The organism is Thiohalophilus sp. (genome assembly GCF_034521165.1).
GTDB lineage: Bacteria > Pseudomonadota > Gammaproteobacteria > UBA6429 > Thiohalophilaceae > Thiohalophilus.
This window is the reverse complement of sequence record NZ_JAXHMV010000012.1, coordinates 1-15674: the sequence shown is the minus strand read 5'-3', so window position 1 is coordinate 15674 and position 15674 is coordinate 1. Positions and strand designations below refer to the sequence as shown.

Annotated in this window: 19 protein-coding genes; 11 read left to right on the top strand and 8 right to left on the bottom strand. The window is 57.2% G+C overall.

Annotated elements, in window-relative coordinates:
• Positions 1–165 precede the first annotated feature (165 nt).
• The 8 genes from U5K34_RS11220 to U5K34_RS11185 form a co-directional block, all read right to left on the bottom strand.
• Complete coding sequence (locus U5K34_RS11220) at positions 166–600, bottom strand: SufE family protein (RefSeq protein WP_322568483.1); 435 nt, start codon at positions 598–600, stop codon at positions 166–168.
• A gap of 24 nt (positions 601–624) precedes the next feature.
• On the bottom strand, positions 625–951 hold the full coding sequence (locus U5K34_RS11215) for an iron-sulfur cluster assembly accessory protein (protein ID WP_322568482.1): 327 nt from the start codon (positions 949–951) through the stop codon (positions 625–627).
• 15 nt (positions 952–966) lie between these two features.
• On the bottom strand, positions 967–1347 hold the full coding sequence (locus U5K34_RS11210) for an SUF system Fe-S cluster assembly protein (RefSeq protein ID WP_322568481.1): 381 nt from the start codon (positions 1345–1347) through the stop codon (positions 967–969).
• On the bottom strand, positions 1344–2705 hold the full coding sequence (gene sufD, locus U5K34_RS11205) for a Fe-S cluster assembly protein SufD (RefSeq protein ID WP_322568480.1): 1362 nt from the start codon (positions 2703–2705) through the stop codon (positions 1344–1346). Before sufD ends, U5K34_RS11210 begins: the two co-directional genes overlap by 4 nt.
• Positions 2702–3454, bottom strand: coding sequence for a Fe-S cluster assembly ATPase SufC (gene sufC / locus U5K34_RS11200; RefSeq protein ID WP_322568479.1), 753 nt, complete (start codon positions 3452–3454; stop codon positions 2702–2704). Before sufC ends, sufD begins: the two co-directional genes overlap by 4 nt.
• A 27-nt stretch (positions 3455–3481) precedes the next feature.
• Positions 3482–4930 (bottom strand): Fe-S cluster assembly protein SufB, encoded by a 1449-nt coding sequence (gene sufB, locus U5K34_RS11195; RefSeq protein WP_322568478.1) that lies wholly within the window; start codon positions 4928–4930, stop codon positions 3482–3484.
• A gap of 365 nt (positions 4931–5295) precedes the next feature.
• Positions 5296–5847, bottom strand: a complete 552-nt coding sequence (locus U5K34_RS11190; protein ID WP_322568477.1) for a glutathione peroxidase — start codon at positions 5845–5847, stop codon at positions 5296–5298.
• On the bottom strand, positions 5844–6140 hold the full coding sequence (locus tag U5K34_RS11185; RefSeq protein ID WP_322568476.1) for a hypothetical protein: 297 nt from the start codon (positions 6138–6140) through the stop codon (positions 5844–5846). The genes U5K34_RS11190 and U5K34_RS11185 overlap by 4 nt, the downstream gene beginning before the upstream one ends.
• Before the next feature lie 156 nt (positions 6141–6296).
• Between U5K34_RS11185 and U5K34_RS11180 the strand changes: the two genes are divergently transcribed.
• Genes U5K34_RS11180 through U5K34_RS11130 form a run of 11 tightly spaced genes read left to right on the top strand, consistent with a single transcriptional unit; the run spans position 6297 to position 15517 of the window.
• Positions 6297–7217, top strand: a complete 921-nt coding sequence (locus tag U5K34_RS11180) for a MerR family transcriptional regulator (protein ID WP_322568475.1) — start codon at positions 6297–6299, stop codon at positions 7215–7217.
• A gap of 26 nt (positions 7218–7243) precedes the next feature.
• Complete coding sequence (locus U5K34_RS11175; protein ID WP_322568474.1) at positions 7244–8287, top strand: cyclopropane-fatty-acyl-phospholipid synthase family protein; 1044 nt, start codon at positions 7244–7246, stop codon at positions 8285–8287.
• A 4-nt stretch (positions 8288–8291) separates the two neighbouring features.
• Entirely contained in the window at positions 8292–8834 is a 543-nt protein-coding gene (locus tag U5K34_RS11170; RefSeq protein WP_322568473.1) for a DUF2878 domain-containing protein, read from the top strand.
• Positions 8834–9613: a DUF1295 domain-containing protein gene (locus U5K34_RS11165; RefSeq protein WP_322568472.1), complete on the top strand. Its 780-nt coding sequence runs from the start codon at positions 8834–8836 to the stop codon at positions 9611–9613. Before U5K34_RS11170 ends, U5K34_RS11165 begins: the two co-directional genes overlap by 1 nt.
• Complete coding sequence (locus U5K34_RS11160; RefSeq protein WP_322568471.1) at positions 9610–10257, top strand: DUF6134 family protein; 648 nt, start codon at positions 9610–9612, stop codon at positions 10255–10257. The genes U5K34_RS11165 and U5K34_RS11160 overlap by 4 nt, the downstream gene beginning before the upstream one ends.
• A gap of 14 nt (positions 10258–10271) precedes the next feature.
• The gene (locus U5K34_RS11155) at positions 10272–10841 is read left to right on the top strand and encodes a lipocalin family protein (RefSeq protein WP_322568470.1); all 570 of its coding nucleotides are present in this window, start codon (positions 10272–10274) and stop codon (positions 10839–10841) included.
• A complete protein-coding gene (locus U5K34_RS11150) occupies positions 10834–11823 on the top strand; it encodes an acyl-CoA desaturase (protein ID WP_322568469.1) in 990 nt (329 codons plus the stop codon). The genes U5K34_RS11155 and U5K34_RS11150 overlap by 8 nt, the downstream gene beginning before the upstream one ends.
• Positions 11820–13094 carry an NAD(P)/FAD-dependent oxidoreductase gene (locus U5K34_RS11145; RefSeq protein ID WP_322568468.1) on the top strand — a complete coding sequence of 425 codons (1275 nt, stop codon included), beginning with the start codon at positions 11820–11822 and terminating at the stop codon, positions 13092–13094. The genes U5K34_RS11150 and U5K34_RS11145 overlap by 4 nt, the downstream gene beginning before the upstream one ends.
• Complete coding sequence (locus U5K34_RS11140) at positions 13063–13842, top strand: DUF1365 domain-containing protein (protein ID WP_322568467.1); 780 nt, start codon at positions 13063–13065, stop codon at positions 13840–13842. Before U5K34_RS11145 ends, U5K34_RS11140 begins: the two co-directional genes overlap by 32 nt.
• Positions 13839–15128, top strand: coding sequence for a cyclopropane-fatty-acyl-phospholipid synthase family protein (locus tag U5K34_RS11135; RefSeq protein WP_322568466.1), 1290 nt, complete (start codon positions 13839–13841; stop codon positions 15126–15128). The genes U5K34_RS11140 and U5K34_RS11135 overlap by 4 nt, the downstream gene beginning before the upstream one ends.
• Positions 15125–15517, top strand: a complete 393-nt coding sequence (locus U5K34_RS11130; RefSeq protein WP_322568465.1) for a DUF393 domain-containing protein — start codon at positions 15125–15127, stop codon at positions 15515–15517. Before U5K34_RS11135 ends, U5K34_RS11130 begins: the two co-directional genes overlap by 4 nt.
• Positions 15518–15674 lie beyond the last annotated feature (157 nt).

Sequence of the window (15674 nt, the reverse complement as noted above, 5' to 3'; positions counted from 1 at the left end):
TTTTATACTATGTGCTGAGTTCCCAGTCCTGAGCACAAACAAGGGGTAAAACCACTGAACACACCGAAAACATGGAGGTCACCGCAGAATGCAACTGCCCATTTCAGTGTGTTCGGTGCTCGCAGTGTGTTCAGTGGCAGGCTTTAATGTACCGGGAAACGCCGATCAGGCGGTAACCTGTTCACTGGCCTTGAGCTGTCGGGCCTGCTGTTTCATCAGATCGACAATGGCGTAGACACCGACATGGCGATTGGGCGAGAGATGTTCGTCCAGCCGCAGTTTTTCGAAAAATTCGTCAACATCGAGTTCCTGAATCTCGTCCACCGTACGATCCTCGACCAGCTGAATCAACAGCGCCAGTACGCCCTTGATAATACTGGTATCACAGTCACCGTGAAAGCGGACCAGCCGGGGGTCATCGGGGTTGGGGTAGGCGTGCACCCAGACCTGGCTCATACAGCCTTTGACCTTGTTGTCCTCGATGCGGGCTTCTTCCGGCAGGGGGGGCAATTTCTCGCCCAGCTCGGTCAGGTATTGATAGCGTTGATCCCAGTCACCCAGTAATTCAAAGGTATCGACGATATCGTCAAGTGACGTCATGCAAGCTCCTGCCGGTTGGTTCTGTCAGACGCTGAAGGATTCGCCGCAACCACACATATCCTTGATGTTAGGGTTACGAAATTCAAAACCTTCATTGATGGCATTGGTCTTCATGTAGTCGACCTCGGTTCCATCGATGTTGGCCAGGCTTTTCCTGTCTACCACGACTTTCACGCCATGGCTTTCGAAAACCACGTCGTCATCGGTCACTTCATCGGCATAGTCGACCACATAGGCAAAGCCGGTGCAACCGGATTTACGCGTACCCAGACGCAGGCCGATACCGTTGCCGCGTTTGCCCAGCATGGACTCAACGTGTTTGGCGGCGCTTTCGGTTAGTTGGATAGCCATACTCATTCCTCCTGCTTACAACATGCCCAGTGTCAAACGTGCTTCGTCGCTCATGCGATCGATGGTCCACGGCGGATCCCAGACCAGTTCGACTTCGGCATCGCTGACCCCTTCCACACTCTTGACCGTTTGTTCCACCTGGCCCGGCATGGAGCCGGCCACCGGGCAACCCGGCGTGGTCAGGGTCATGGTGACAAAAACCTTGTTGTCCTGATCCAGGTTGACATTATAGATCAGACCAAGCTCGTAGATATTCACCGGAATTTCCGGATCATAGACCGTTTTCAGGGCCTCGATGATGCGTTCTTCCAGCGGTGCGTCACTGTTGATAGCCGGCGCATCGCCGCCACCATTGGAATCAGCCTGGGGCTGGAATACAACATGTCTGGCGCTCATGGTGCCACCTCTTCGGTTTGCAACTGTTCGGTTACGACCTGGTCCAGCGTAAAGTGAAGTCTCTCATGGACGTGCTGGCGCAGCGGCTCGATTTCAATGGTATCGATAATCTCCTCAGCGAACCCGAGACACAGCATCTTCTTCGCCATGGGCGTCTCAATGCCCCGTGAACGCATGTAATACACCTGTTCCGGGTCCAGCTGGCCCACAGTCGTGCCATGGCTGCACTTGACGTCATCGGCGTAGATTTCCAGTTGCGGCTTGGTGTCGACCTCGGCACTGCGGGTCAGCATCAGATTGGCGTTGTGCAGGTGCGCATCGCTTTTCTGTGCGTCTTTGGCCACCAGAATCTTGCCATCGAACACGGCGCGGCCCTTGCCGTACAAAATGCCACGGAAGTTCTCCTCGCTGGCGCAGTGGGGTTTGGCATGATCGATATCCAGATGAAAATCGGTCAGCTGTTTCTCCCCGGCCAGGTAGAGACCATTGAGGGTACAGACCGCCTCTTCATCCTGGAAACGGGCCTTGTAGTCGGTCCGCGACCAGGCCCCACCCAGTGCCAGTGCCGTGCCCCGGTACTCGCTCTGTTTCTGTTGTGAGAGAAACAGGCTGCTCAGATGATAGGCCTGCGGACTTTCCTCCTGAACCCGATGATGCGTCAGGGAGGCGGACTCGTTGAGAATGATCTCGTTAAGCACGTTATTGAAATAGACCGAATCCCCGGTGCTGACGAAACGCTCGACCAGGGTCGCCTGACTGCCGTCCTCCATAACCACCAGGTTACGCGGATGAGCGATAACGGCGTCGTCCAGGGCCAGACTCAGGTAAAGCACCTCGATAGGCTTGTCGACCTTGACGCCGGGTGCCACATGCACGAAGACCCCGTCGTTAATCAACGCGGTATTCAGCGCGGTAAACATATGCTGCTGATGATTGGCCGTCTGCCCGAACCAGGTGGCCAGCAGATCCGGATCGGTCGTCAGCGCCGCACGCAGGCTGCCGATACGCACTCCATCGGGTAGCTCTTCGGTGTTCGACAATTGCGGTACACAGCGACCGTTGGCGAACACCAGCCGATAGGCATCCATCTCCGGCAGTAACCAGTCTTCCAGATCGACGGCGTGCAACGCGGTGAACGGTTCATTGACCGGCTTGAATTCCTGCTTGAGCAGTCCATCGATACTGGTATAGCGCCACTCTTCCTGCTTGCGGTAGGGTACCGGCAGGGTATTGATGGCCTGCTGGGCCTGCTGCCGGGCAGCATCCAGCCAGTTCAACTTGTCAGTCGGCAGTGTCACCTGGCCGGATTTGACCAGGTTTTCAAACCATTGACGGGATTGTTCGTTGGCTGCACTCATGCGGCCGCGCCCTCCTCGAGCCAGCTGTAACCTTTCTCTTCCAGTTCATGTGCCAGTTCCTTGCCGCCGGAACGGACAATCTTGCCGTGTGCCAGCACATGCACGTGATCCGGCTGAATGTAGTCCAGCAGCCGCTGGTAGTGGGTCACCAGTACCACGGAGCGCTCCGGACTGCGCAGCGCATTGACGCCTTCGGCGACGATACGCAGTGCATCGATATCCAGGCCGGAGTCGGTTTCATCCAGCAGCGCCAGCTTCGGCTCCAGCATGGCCATTTGCAGAATCTCGTTACGCTTTTTCTCTCCGCCGGAGAAACCGGTGTTGACGCTGCGCTTGAGCAGTTTTTCATCCAGCTTGACCATTTTGGCTTTTTCCTTGATCAGCTGCATGAACTTGACCGAATCCAGCTCATCTTCGCCGCGTGCACGGCGGATGGCGTTCAGTGACTCTTTGAGAAAAATCATGTTATTCACGCCGGGCAGTTCCACCGGATACTGCATGGCCAGGAACATCCCCTTGTGGGCCCGCTCTTCGGGTTCCAGTTCCAGCAGGTCTTGACCTTCATAAAGTATCTGGCCGTCGGTCACTTCATAACCGTCGCGGCCGGACAGCACATAGGCCAGGGTACTCTTGCCGGAACCGTTCGGTCCCATGATGGCGTGAACTTCGCCGGTGCCGATTTCCAGGTTCAGGCCATTCAAAATGGGCTTGCCATCGACATTCACGTGCAGGTTTTTGATCGACAACATGTCGTTATCCTCCAGAACTTGATTGGGTTAACCGACGGCACCTTCGAGGGTGACGTTGAGGAGTTTTTGCGCTTCGACGGCAAACTCCATGGGCAATTCGTTAAAGACTTCCTTGCAGAAACCGTTGACGATCATCGACACGGCATCTTCCTCGGACAGGCCGCGCTGGCGGCAATAGAACAGCTGGTCCTCGCTGATCTTGGAGGTGGTGGCCTCGTGTTCCATCTTGGCGGTCGGGTTGCGCACCTCGATATACGGATAGGTGTGCGCCCCGCAGGTGTCGCCGATCAGCAGCGAGTCACACTGGGTATGATTACGTGCATTTTCCGCCTTGGGGGTCATGCGCACCAGACCGCGATAGGCATTCTGGCCCTGACCGGCGGAGATCCCCTTGGAGACGATCGTGCTTTTGGTATCGCGCCCCATGTGAATCATCTTGGTGCCGGTATCGGCCTGTTGCCGACCGCGGGCCACGGCCACCGAGTAAAACTCACCGGTGGACTCGTCACCGCGTAAAATACAGCTGGGATATTTCCAGGTAATGGCGGAGCCGGTTTCCACCTGGGTCCAGGAGATGTGCGAGCGTTTACCGCGGCAATCCCCGCGCTTGGTCACAAAGTTGTAGATCCCGCCCTTGCCTTCGGCATTGCCGGGATACCAGTTCTGGACGGTCGAATATTTGATCTTGGCATCGTCCATGGCAACCAATTCGACCACGGCGGCATGCAGCTGGTTCTCGTCGCGCATCGGCGCGGTGCAACCTTCCAGGTAACTGACATAGCTGGCTTCTTCGGCCACGATGAGGGTGCGTTCGAACTGGCCGGTGTTGGCCTCGTTAATCCGGAAATAGGTGGACAGCTCCATCGGGCAACGCACGCCCTTCGGGATATACACAAAGGTGCCGTCGGAGAAGACCGCCGCATTCATGCAGGCGAAGAAATTATCCGTATGCGGCACCACAGTACCCAGGTACTGCTTGATCAGATCCGGATAGTCCTGAACGGCTTCAGACATGGAGCAGAAGATCACGCCGGCTTCGGACAGTTTCTCACGGAAGGTGGTCGCCACCGAGACACTGTCAAATACCGCATCGACCGCTACCCCGGCCAGCGCCATCTGCTCTTCCAGGGGAATGCCGAGCTTGTTGTAGGTTTCGATCAGTTCCGGATCGACCTCGTCCAGGCTCTGCGGGCCCTCGCCGGCTTTTTTCGGCGCGGAATAATAAGAGATAGACTGATAGTCGATCGGCGGATAGTCCAGATGAGCCCAGCTGGGCTGCTCCAGGGTCAGCCAGTGGCGATAGGCCTTGAGGCGCCATTCGAGCATCCACTCGGGCTCATTTTTCTTGGCCGACAATGCACGGATGACGTCTTCGTTGAGACCCGGCGGAAACGTATCCGACTCGATCTCGGTGATAAAGCCGTGTTCGTAGCCACGTTTGATGAGTTCATCCACTGTATCGGGTGTTGCCGTCATCCTGGTTAACCTCCGGACTATTTCCGAGTAATTTACTTGGTTTTATACTGACCTGTTCACGAAATTTCAACGCCTTATCTTGTAAGGTTATTTGTTGAGTATTTTACTAGGTTTTTACCCGGAACGCAGCCTTAAATTAGCGCCAATTTGAAAAACATGTGGGCTTTGCGCGTCAGTTTAAAGGTGAATCCACCCTGTTCAATGAGGCATACGGCTGCGGTGACATACTCGGCCCGATAAGGTTATCGGCCCGCTTGGCCCCGGACTTCAAACCCTGGTCGCGAGGGAAGCAACCATTTTACATGGTTATTGCCCGGGGTGCGAGCTAACAAGCCGAAATCCAGCCACCACCCGTGACCGGCCTTTTATTCGCCAAGCAGGGCTTCGACCTGCTCGATCAGCGCCGGGGCATCGGGGCGCACCTGAGCAGGGTAACTGCCCACCAGCCGTCCCTGGCGATCCAGCAGATATTTATGAAAATTCCATTGCGGGAACTCTCCCGCGGCCCGACCCAGATAGGCATAAAGGGGATCGGCATTGGCCTCACGCACCCGGGTCTTGGCAAACATCGGAAACTGCACCCCGTAAGTCAGCCGACAGAAGCTGCGGATCTCGGCCTCACTGCCCGGCTCCTGATGGGCAAAATCGTTGGAAGGAAAACCCAGTACCACCAGCCCCTGCGAACGGTAACGTGCATAGAGCGCTTCCAGCCCTTCATACTGGGGTGTAAAGGCACATTTGCTGGCAGTGTTGACAATCAGCACCACCCTGTGGCGATAGCGCTCGCAGAGGTTGATGGTTTGTTGTTCGTTCAATGTGCGCGCGCTGAAATCCAGCGCGGCGGGACACTCGCCGCCCATCACCGGCAAGGGGATGAGCAACCCCACCCACCCCAATAATCGCAGACAGGATTTCATTGCCAGCGCGCCCCGCTTTGCTGACGCTCGGCTTCGGCAATCTGGGCCGGGCTCATCTGCTGCAACACGATGTGGCGTAAATCCCCGGCATCCCGGTCGCCTCGCGCCAGAGCCCGGGACAGCCAGAGATAGGCCGCCACCAGATCAGGCTCAATGCCCCGCCCTTCGGCATAAATCAGGCCCAGGGCGTACTGGGCATCGATATCGCCGCTTTCGGCCGCCTCGCGGATCGTCTTCACCAGTGCCGGATCGTTGCCGTACAGGACCAGCCGGGAAAGCAAATCAGAATTCATCTGTATACCTCTTGTACAAGTTTTTGTATAATCTCAGTACAGGCTAAATCTGCTATAACTACCTGTTTTTTTAAATATTAGCATAATTTACTGCAATATTGTTGACAAGATAGAAAAGTTTTGTATATATTTTGTATAACTTTTGTCGAGGTCAAGATGAGTCAACTCTCCAGCAATCCCCATGACGCCGCGCCGGCCCTGTATGCCATCAGCACCGTTTCGGCGCTGACCGGCGTCAACAGTGTGACCCTGCGCGCCTGGGAACGACGTTACGGCCTGCTCAATCCCCGGCGCACGCCCAGCGGACACCGTCTCTACTCGGACGAGGATGTCAACCAGATCCGAAGCATCTGTCAGATGCTGGATGAAGGCATTGCCATCAGCCAGGTTGCCCGGGCATTGCAGAGTCCGGAGCACACCCCCACTCAGGCCAGCCGTGAACCCTGGCAGCGCTACATCTCGCAAATGTTACTGGCCACCAGTCAGTTCGACGAGGCCGTCCTGGAAGACATCTATAACGAGGCCATGAGCCTCTATCCGGTCGAGGTGGTCACCCGCCAGTTGCTGTTGCCGCTGTTACGGGAATTCGGCCAGCGCTGGGAGACGAGCGAGTGCGGGATTGCCGAAGAGCATTTTTTCAGTGTCTTCATGCGCAACAAACTGGGCGCCCGCTTCCATCATCGCAATCGCCAGAACAAGGGCCCCCGGCTGGTGATTGCCTGTCTGCCTTCGGAACAGCACGAGTTTGGTCTGTTGCTGCTGGCCCTGTCGCTGCATGCGCGCGGTTATCAGCTGATTATGCTTGGCGCCAACATGCCGCTTTCGGAACTGCCCCAGGTTGCCGGGCGCACGCAGAGCGAGGGCATTATCCTGTCCGGATCAGTCGACATCGGCAGCAATCAACTCCAGCAAGAGCTGAGCGATCTCTCCCGCCAGTGCGACGATATTCCCGTGTTCATCGGCGGTCCGATCGCGACCCGGCACAGCGCCGCCATCGAGCGGAGCCAGGTGATTTCACTCGGCGAGGATCTGGGTGCCGGCATGCACAAACTGTCCCGACATTTTCCCAACGCCTGACCCCCCTAACTGAGGAGTATATTCCCATGTCCCAGGCCGAAAACCTTGCCCTCGAACTGACCGAGCAGGGCTATATCCCGGATCGCCTGATTCGCCACGGCATCCGGCGCCTGTTACGTGAACGTCTGCAGGAGATAGAGGTCGGCGATTGTGAGCGTAATACGCACGCGCTGATGACTTTTATCGAACAAATGCAGCACGCTGAAGTCGCCCCGCTCGCGCATAAAGCCAATGAGCAGCACTATGAAGTACCGGCCAGCTTCTATACCCGCACCCTGGGCAAACACCTCAAGTACAGTAGCTGTTACTGGCCCGAGGGGACAGAGACCCTGGATGAGGCCGAAGCCGCTGCCCTGGAACAAACCTGTGATCACGCGCGCCTGGACAATCACCAGCAAATACTCGAACTGGGTTGCGGCTGGGGTTCGCTGACACTGTGGATGGCCGGCCATTATCCGCAAAGCCGGATCACAGCTGTCTCGAATTCCAGCTCACAACGGGATTTTATTCTGCAGCGCGCTGCCGAACGCGGCCTGGATAATATTGACGTTATCACCGCGGACATGAACGAATTCGAGATCGATCAACAATTCGATCGCATTGTTTCCGTCGAGATGTTCGAACACATGCGCAATTATCCCCTGTTGTTTGAACGTATCAGTCGCTGGCTGAAACCCGACGGACTGTTTTTCATGCACATTTTTGTCCATCGCAGTGTGCCCTATGCGTTTGAAGATAAATCGGATAATGACTGGATGAGCCGGCACTTTTTCAGCGGCGGCATCATGCCCAGCGATGATCTGCCCCTGTATTTTCAACAACACCTGACTCTGCAGGATCGCTGGCGCTGGGACGGACGCCATTATGAAAAAACCGCCAATGCCTGGCTTGAGCGCATGGACAGCAATAAAACTGCGATGAAGAACATATTCGCCGACATCTACGGCGAGCAGGATATCCAGCAATGGTGGATGCGCTGGCGCATGTTCTTCATGGCCTGTGCCGAGCTGTTCGGCTATGACGATGGCCAGCAATGGTGGGTCAGCCATTACCTGTTCAAGAAGCGTTAAGACCATGCCCTACGCCCTGATCAATTTTTTATTGTTTCAAGTTGGCTGGTTCTCCGGCGTACTGGGAGCGGCCTGGAACCTGGCACTGTATGGCAGCCTGACCATGTTGATGATTCTCATCAGTCATCTGTTTGTCAGCCGCAATCCCGCCAGCGAGATTCTGCTGGTCCTGTTCGCCATAGTGCTCGGTACCCTCTGGGATAGCTGGCTGCTGATGCAGGGCTGGCTGAGTTTCAACAACGGTATGTGGCATGCCTATCTTGCACCACACTGGATCATTCTGTTGTGGGCCCTGTTTGCCACGACGATGAACCATTCATTGGGCTGGTTGAAACACCGCTATCTGCTGGCCGGCATGCTTGGCGCCATTGCCGGACCGGCGGCCTATTATGCCGGCGCCCGATTGGGGGCGGTTGAACTGCTGCATCCCGAAGCCGCCCTGCTGGCACTGTCTGTTGGCTGGGCCGCCTGGACACCCCTGCTGGTGTATGTTGCTACTGTTCTCGACAGAAGCATCAGCAAACGTACTCAAAAGGAATTCATCTGATGCTGTCGCTTTATCTCTACGGTCTGGCGGGCATGCTGACGCTGGGTGTCCTCACCTGGCTGTTAAGTCTGTGCCTGCGTGATGTCAGTATTGTCGACAGCATCTGGTCGTTGATGCTTCTGGCGGCCGCAGTGGTGTATGCCTTTGCTGTTCCGCTGGAAACCCGTGGCTGGCTGGTACTGATCCTCGTCAGCCTCTGGGCATTGCGATTGTCCCTGTACCTGACCTGGCGTAACTGGGGAGAACCCGAGGATCGCCGTTACCAGAGCATCAGGGCAAAGTATTCACCCCACTTCGGTCTAAAGAGCCTGTTCATTATTTTCATCTTTCAGATGTTACTGGCCAGTATCGCCGCCCTGCCCCTGCTGCCGGCCATGGTTCAACCGTCGCCCCTGAGCCTGTTCGATGCATTGGGTGTCCTGCTGTGGCTGATCGGGATGAGTTTCGAAACCCTGGGTGACTGGCAACTGGCCCGCTTCAAGGCCGATCCGGCTAACCAGGGCAAGGTGATGCAATCCGGCTTGTGGCGCTATACCCGTCATCCCAATTATTTCGGCGAATGGTGTATCTGGTGGGGTTTCTTTCTGCTCGCCGTCTCCAGCGGTGGCTGGTGGACCATCGTCTCCCCACTGTTGATGACCTTCCTGTTGTTACGCTTCTCCGGAGTCACACTGCTGGAGCAGGACATCGGCGAACGTCGCCCGGCCTACCGCGAGTACATCCGGCAGACCAATGCATTTTTTCCGGGGCCGAGAAAAACCGGGGCGGCATCGTCATGAAAAACCTCGTTTTGACTGTCGCCCTGACGCTGACACTATTTCCCGCTGTTACGCTCGCCAGCACCGGCATGAACAGTGCGGATCGCCACTGGCATTTCACGGTTTACCTGGATGACAGGGAAATCGGCTATCACCGCTTCAGTGTTGCCTATGCGGCGGAACAACAGCGGGTGGTTTCCGAGGCCCGCTTCGATGTCAAATTCTGGTTTATCAATGCCTATGAATACCGGCATTACAACCGGGAGATCTGGCGGGATGGCTGCCTGATCGAGGTGGATGCGGCCACCGATGACAATGGTGAACTGAGCCAGGTCAACGCCCGGCGTGATAATGGCCAGCTGACGTTTTCCCGTCCCGAGAACAAATCCCTTGAGGGCTGCATTCGCAGTTTTGCCTACTGGTCACCCCGATTGCTGGAGGCGCCCCGTCTGCTGAACACCCAGACGGGCGAGTATCAGGACGTGGCGCTCACACGTCTGGGCAAAGACAAGCTGACCGTGGGGGATCAGATCCAGGAAGCCAATCGTTATCGGCTACGCCACGCGGAGTTTGTGATCGACCTGTGGTATTCCGATCAGGATGAGTGGCTGGCACTGGAATCCAGCACCGAAACCGGTGCAACCCTGCGCTATCGCATCCAGTAATCCCGGAGAACCTGATGAAACCCGTCCTGATGATTTCGACTGCGTTACTGACCCTGGCTGTTACGGGCTGCGGCAATTATCCGCCGATCCGTACCGCGGAACAGGTGGATCTCCCGCGTTTTATGGGTGACTGGTATGTAATTGCCAATATCCCCACCTTCATCGAGACCGGCGCCCACAATGCTGTCGAGTCCTATTCATTGAACGAGGATGGCACGATTGCCACCACCTTCAGCTTTCGTAAAGACAGCTTCGAAGGTGAAAAAAAGGTTTATCACCCGACGGGCTATATTTTCGACCGTGACGCCAATGCAGTGTGGGGAATGCAATTTATCTGGCCCATCAAGGCGGATTACCGGATCGTCTACGTCGATGAAGACTACACCCACACCATCATCGGCCGCCTGAAACGGGATTACGTCTGGATCATGGCGCGCACGCCACAGATCGGCGATGCCACCTATAAAAAGCTGATCACGATCTTGCACCAGGAAGGGTACGACACCGGCGAGATACAGCGTGTCCCGCAATCCTGGCCCGAGCCGTCATCGCCCGACTCCGGGAGTTTCCAGTCTGATGAATAATTCCCGTCAACTGAATAGCGTATCCGCTTCCCGCTGGCTGGCCGTGTTGCGCTGGTTTGACAGCAGCCTGGCACAACCGGTCACGCCGCACGGTGAACGCCGGATAGACTGGCTGAGGGCCGTCCCCTTCATCGTCCTGCACGTCGCGGTGCTTGGCGTGTTCTGGACCGGGGCCAGTGCGATCGCGGTGAGTGTTGCGATCGCCCTGTACGCCCTGCGCATGTTTGCGATTACCGGTTTTTATCACCGTTATTTCTCGCATCGCGCCTTCAAGACCTCTCGTGCAACCCAGTTCGTGTTCGCGGTACTGGGCGCCAGTGCCGTTCAGCGCGGCCCGTTATGGTGGGCCGGACATCATCGCCAACACCATGCCCGATCCGATCAACCCCGCGATGTGCATTCACCCCGACAGCAGGGTTTCTGGTGGAGTCATCATGGCTGGTTTCTTTCGCAGGCCAATTTTGCCATCCCCGACGAACGCATACGGGACTTTGCCCGCTATCCCGAGCTGCGCTTTCTGGATCGGTTCGATGCGCTGGTCCCCCTGTTATTGATGGCCGCGCTTTACCTGCTGGGCGAGGTACTGGCTTTTGGCGCCCCGGAATGGGGAACCAATGGTCCGCAGATGGTGATGTGGGGGTTTGTGATTTCCACCGTGGTGCTCTACCACATCACTTTCACCATTAACTCGCTGGCTCATCGGGTCGGCCGGCGTACTTATTCGACCCGGGATGACAGCCGCAACAACTGGTGGCTCGCCCTGCTGACGTTCGGCGAGGGCTGGCATAACAACCACCACTACTATCCCGGCTCCGCCCGACAGGGATTCCGCTGGTGGCAAATCGATCTCACCTATTACCTGCTCCGGCTGCTGGCCGCAACGGGTCTGATCTGGGACCTGCGCCCGGTTCCGCAACGTATCCTCCGTGAAGCAGGCACAACGCCAGCCGGCAAACAACCGACCCGGGAGTCAACAGCATGAAGATCGCCATCATCGGTACCGGGATTGCCGGCAATGTCGCCGCCTATCATCTGTCGAAGGAACATGACATCACGGTGTACGAGGCGAATGATTATATCGGTGGGCATACCCATACCCATGAAATTCAATGGCAAGATCGCCGACTGGCGATCGATACCGGCTTCATCGTGTTCAACTACCGGACCTATCCCGAATTCACCCGTCTGTTAGACGAATTGAATGTTCCCGTGCAGGCCTCGAACATGAGCTTCAGTGTCAAATGCGACAAGACGGGACTGGAATACAACGGCACGACCTTGAACAGCCTGTTTGCCCAACGGCGTAACCTGCTGCGCCCGGGCTTCTACCGGATGATTAATGATATTCTGCGCTTCAACACAGAAGCGCCGCAGTTGCTGGAACAACAGGATGAATCTCTGAGCCTGGGAGACTATCTGTCGCGCGGCGGATACCGGCGAGAGTTTATCGAGCACTATATCCTGCCGATGGGCGCGGCGATCTGGTCCTCCACCAGCGAGATGATGCCGCAGTTCCCGGCGTATTACTTTATCCGCTTTTTCCACAACCACGGCATGCTGAGTGTCAACGACCGGCCGACCTGGTATGTCATACGCGGCGGTTCCAAAGAATATGTCAACCGGCTGATCCGGCCGTATCGCGATCGCATTCGCCTCAACAGCCCGGTCACATCGATCCGACGCTTTGCCAACCACGTGGAAGTGACCAGCGCGGGGCAACCGCCCGAGAACTATGACTCTGTGTTCATCGCTTCGCACAGCGATCAGGCCCTGGCGATGCTCAGGGACCCCTCCTCGCTGGAACGAAGCGTGCTGGGTGCGATTGCCTATCAGGACAACGAGGCGGTGCTGCACACCGATCGCAGCCTGTTACCCCGGCGCAAACTGGCCTGGGCGGCCTGGAATTATCATCTGCTGCGACAACAGCAGGATCGGGTGGCCATCACCTACAACATGAACATCCTGCAGGGCATCCGGCACAGGACCCCGTTTTGCGTGACGTTGAATCACACTGCCGCCATCGACGAGCGCAAGATCCTCAAACGCCTGCAATACCACCATCCGGTATTTACACCGCAGGCGATCGCCGCCCAGCAGCGCCAGGGCGAGATCAACGGGCCGTTACGCACCTTCTATTGCGGTGCCTACTGGCGCTACGGATTTCATGAAGACGGCGTCGTCAGTGCCCTGAACGCCCTGAAACATTTCGAGGAGCGACAGCATGCACAGCTGTATCTATCAAGGGCGAGTTAGACACCGCCGCTTTGTACCGCAGGAACACGCGTTTGATTACCGCCTGTTCATGCTCTACCTGGATCTGGACGAATTACCGGGCTTGTTTGACCGCTTCGGGTTATGGTCGGCCCGGCGCTTCAACCTGGCCTGGTTCCGGCGTGCGGACCATCATGGCGATCCGGCGGTGCCGCTGGCCGACGCCATTCGCCAGCTTGTAGAACAGCAGACCGGCCATCGACCCAACGGGCCGATACGCCTGCTGACCCATCTGCGTTATTTTGGTTACGGCTTTAACCCGGTCAGCTTCTATTACTGTTTCGATCCGGACGATCAGCATCTCGAATACCTGGTCGCCGAGGTCAACAACACCCCCTGGGGCGAACAGCACTGCTATGTGCTTTCAGAACAGGGCAACCGGGGCCGGCAGCAATACAAGCGCTACCGGTTCGGCAAGGAGTTTCACGTTTCCCCCTTTATGCCCATGGAACTGGAGTACGACTGGCGCTTCTCGACCCCGGGCGAACAGCTTGCCGTGCACATGATCAACCGGCAGCAGGAGAGCAAGTTGTTCGATGCCACCCTGCGTCTGGACAAACGTCCCATCAATCATCGCCATCTGGCGCGAGTGCTGGTGAGCTATCCGTTGATGACCGGCAAGGTCATCAGTGCGATCTACTGGCAGGCTCTCAAGTTGTGGCTCAAACGTACCCCCTTTTATCCCCATCCCGACAACAAGGAGGCGCCGCCCTCGGCGAAACCACGATGAAAGCTTCGATTATTCCCCTGAATGTGGCTTCTGCCCGGCCACGCCGAAGCCGCTGGCTGGATCGTCTGGCCCGGCGCGGTGTCATGGCGCGCCTGACGCAATTGCAGGACGGCAGCCTGACCCTGTACGAAGGTGACCGGCAATACCATTTTGGTGACCCACAGGCCACACTGAAGGTATCCGTCAACGTGAAGCATCCGGAGTTCTACAGCGACCTGGCCTTCGGCGGCAGCATCGGGGCCGGCGAGGCCTACATGCGCGGCAGCTGGCAGTGCAGTGACCTGACTCGACTGGTGCGCCTGCTGCTGCGCAACCGTACGGTGCTGGACGGCATGGATGACAGCCTGTCGCGATTGCGCGCACCCCTGTACAGGGCATTCCACTGGCTGAACCGTAATACCCGTCAGGGCAGCCGGCAAAACATCCAGGCCCACTACGATCTGGGTAACGACTTCTTCCGGCTGTTTCTGGATGAGAGCATGATGTACTCCTGCGCCATCTACGATCATGACGACACCAGCCTAGCCCAGGCCTCCCATGCCAAGCTGGAACGGATCTGCCAGAAACTGCAGTTGCGTCCGGACGATCACGTGCTGGAGATCGGCACCGGCTGGGGCGGTTTCGCCATCCACGCGGCCCGCCATTACGGCTGCCGGGTCACCACCACCACCCTCTCGCGGGAACAATACGAGTATGCCAGAGCCCGCATCGAGAAACTGGGTCTGGAAAATCGTATCGAACTGTTATTGCAGGACTACCGGGATCTGCAAGGTCAGTACGACAAGCTGGTCTCGATCGAGATGATCGAGGCGATCGGCCATCAGTACCAGGACACCTATTTCGCCAAATGCAGCGAGCGGCTCAAGCCCGACGGCATCATGTTGCTGCAGGCGATCACCCTCGCCGATCAACGCTATCAGGCCGCCTTACGCTCGGTCGACTTTATCCAGCGCTACATCTTTCCCGGCAGCTTCATCCCGGCGATATCAAGCATGGCCAGCAGTATCGCCCGCAGCAGCGATATGAAGATCACTCACCTGGAGGACATCGGCCCGCATTACGCGCGCACCCTGGCCGACTGGCGCACGCGTTTCTTTGACAACCTGGAACAGGTCAAACAACTCGGTTACCCGGAGAGCTTCATTCGCATGTGGGAGTTCTATCTATGTTATTGCGAAGGCGGCTTCGAAGAGCGGGCCATCGGCGACGTACAGATGCTGTTGAGCAAACCGGACAACCGGCGCCCACCCGTGCTCGGTCAGTTGCAGGAGAATTCACCGTCATGACCCATGATAGACCGATTATGTTCTATGACGGCGGTTGCCCGCTGTGTCGGCGCGAGGTCGCGCACTACCGTCGTCTGGATCGTCAGGCCCGCATCCAGTGGACCGATATCAACCAGCATCCCGAACAACTGAGCCGTCATGGCATCACCCCGCAGGCGGCCATGACCTATCTGCATGTGCGCGGTTCCGGGGGACAGATTTACCAGGGTGCCGAGGCGTTCCTGACGCTGTGGCAGGAACTGCCGTATTACCGCCATCTGGGCCGGTTTGTGACACTGCTGCGCCTGCAGCGTCCGCTGGATTGGGGCTATCGCCGTTTCGCCCGCTGGCGCCTGCAGCGTCGCTGCACCGACGGGGTCTGCACCACGGACAATAAAAAAGGCCGGTAAAAATACCGGCCTTTTTCTTGAGTTGGTAGTCGGGAGAGGATTTGAACCGCTGACCTTCGGCCCATTAGAGAACCAGCGAGACCGACGAGCGCTTAGCGCGTCGGGCTCATGACCCGAAGGCATAAAAAAAGGCCGGAAAACCGGCCTTTTCGTTGTT

What these genes read in the sequence shown, in the direction of transcription:
- U5K34_RS11220 (WP_322568483.1), bottom strand. Translation starts at nt 600, where the DNA reads ATGACGTCACTTGACGATATCGTCGATACCTTTGAATTACTGGGTGAC.
- U5K34_RS11215 (WP_322568482.1), bottom strand. Translation starts at nt 951, where the DNA reads ATGGCTATCCAACTAACCGAAAGCGCCGCCAAACACGTTGAGTCCATG.
- U5K34_RS11210 (WP_322568481.1), bottom strand. Translation starts at nt 1,347, where the DNA reads ATGAGCGCCAGACATGTTGTATTCCAGCCCCAGGCTGATTCCAATGGT.
- sufD (WP_322568480.1), bottom strand. Translation starts at nt 2,705, where the DNA reads ATGAGTGCAGCCAACGAACAATCCCGTCAATGGTTTGAAAACCTGGTC.
- sufC (WP_322568479.1), bottom strand. Translation starts at nt 3,454, where the DNA reads ATGTTGTCGATCAAAAACCTGCACGTGAATGTCGATGGCAAGCCCATT.
- sufB (WP_322568478.1), bottom strand. Translation starts at nt 4,930, where the DNA reads ATGACGGCAACACCCGATACAGTGGATGAACTCATCAAACGTGGCTAC.
- U5K34_RS11190 (WP_322568477.1), bottom strand. Translation starts at nt 5,847, where the DNA reads ATGAAATCCTGTCTGCGATTATTGGGGTGGGTGGGGTTGCTCATCCCC.
- U5K34_RS11185 (WP_322568476.1), bottom strand. Translation starts at nt 6,140, where the DNA reads ATGAATTCTGATTTGCTTTCCCGGCTGGTCCTGTACGGCAACGATCCG.
- U5K34_RS11180 (WP_322568475.1), top strand. Translation starts at nt 6,297, where the DNA reads ATGAGTCAACTCTCCAGCAATCCCCATGACGCCGCGCCGGCCCTGTAT.
- U5K34_RS11175 (WP_322568474.1), top strand. Translation starts at nt 7,244, where the DNA reads ATGTCCCAGGCCGAAAACCTTGCCCTCGAACTGACCGAGCAGGGCTAT.
- U5K34_RS11170 (WP_322568473.1), top strand. Translation starts at nt 8,292, where the DNA reads ATGCCCTACGCCCTGATCAATTTTTTATTGTTTCAAGTTGGCTGGTTC.
- U5K34_RS11165 (WP_322568472.1), top strand. Translation starts at nt 8,834, where the DNA reads ATGCTGTCGCTTTATCTCTACGGTCTGGCGGGCATGCTGACGCTGGGT.
- U5K34_RS11160 (WP_322568471.1), top strand. Translation starts at nt 9,610, where the DNA reads ATGAAAAACCTCGTTTTGACTGTCGCCCTGACGCTGACACTATTTCCC.
- U5K34_RS11155 (WP_322568470.1), top strand. Translation starts at nt 10,272, where the DNA reads ATGAAACCCGTCCTGATGATTTCGACTGCGTTACTGACCCTGGCTGTT.
- U5K34_RS11150 (WP_322568469.1), top strand. Translation starts at nt 10,834, where the DNA reads ATGAATAATTCCCGTCAACTGAATAGCGTATCCGCTTCCCGCTGGCTG.
- U5K34_RS11145 (WP_322568468.1), top strand. Translation starts at nt 11,820, where the DNA reads ATGAAGATCGCCATCATCGGTACCGGGATTGCCGGCAATGTCGCCGCC.
- U5K34_RS11140 (WP_322568467.1), top strand. Translation starts at nt 13,063, where the DNA reads ATGCACAGCTGTATCTATCAAGGGCGAGTTAGACACCGCCGCTTTGTA.
- U5K34_RS11135 (WP_322568466.1), top strand. Translation starts at nt 13,839, where the DNA reads ATGAAAGCTTCGATTATTCCCCTGAATGTGGCTTCTGCCCGGCCACGC.
- U5K34_RS11130 (WP_322568465.1), top strand. Translation starts at nt 15,125, where the DNA reads ATGACCCATGATAGACCGATTATGTTCTATGACGGCGGTTGCCCGCTG.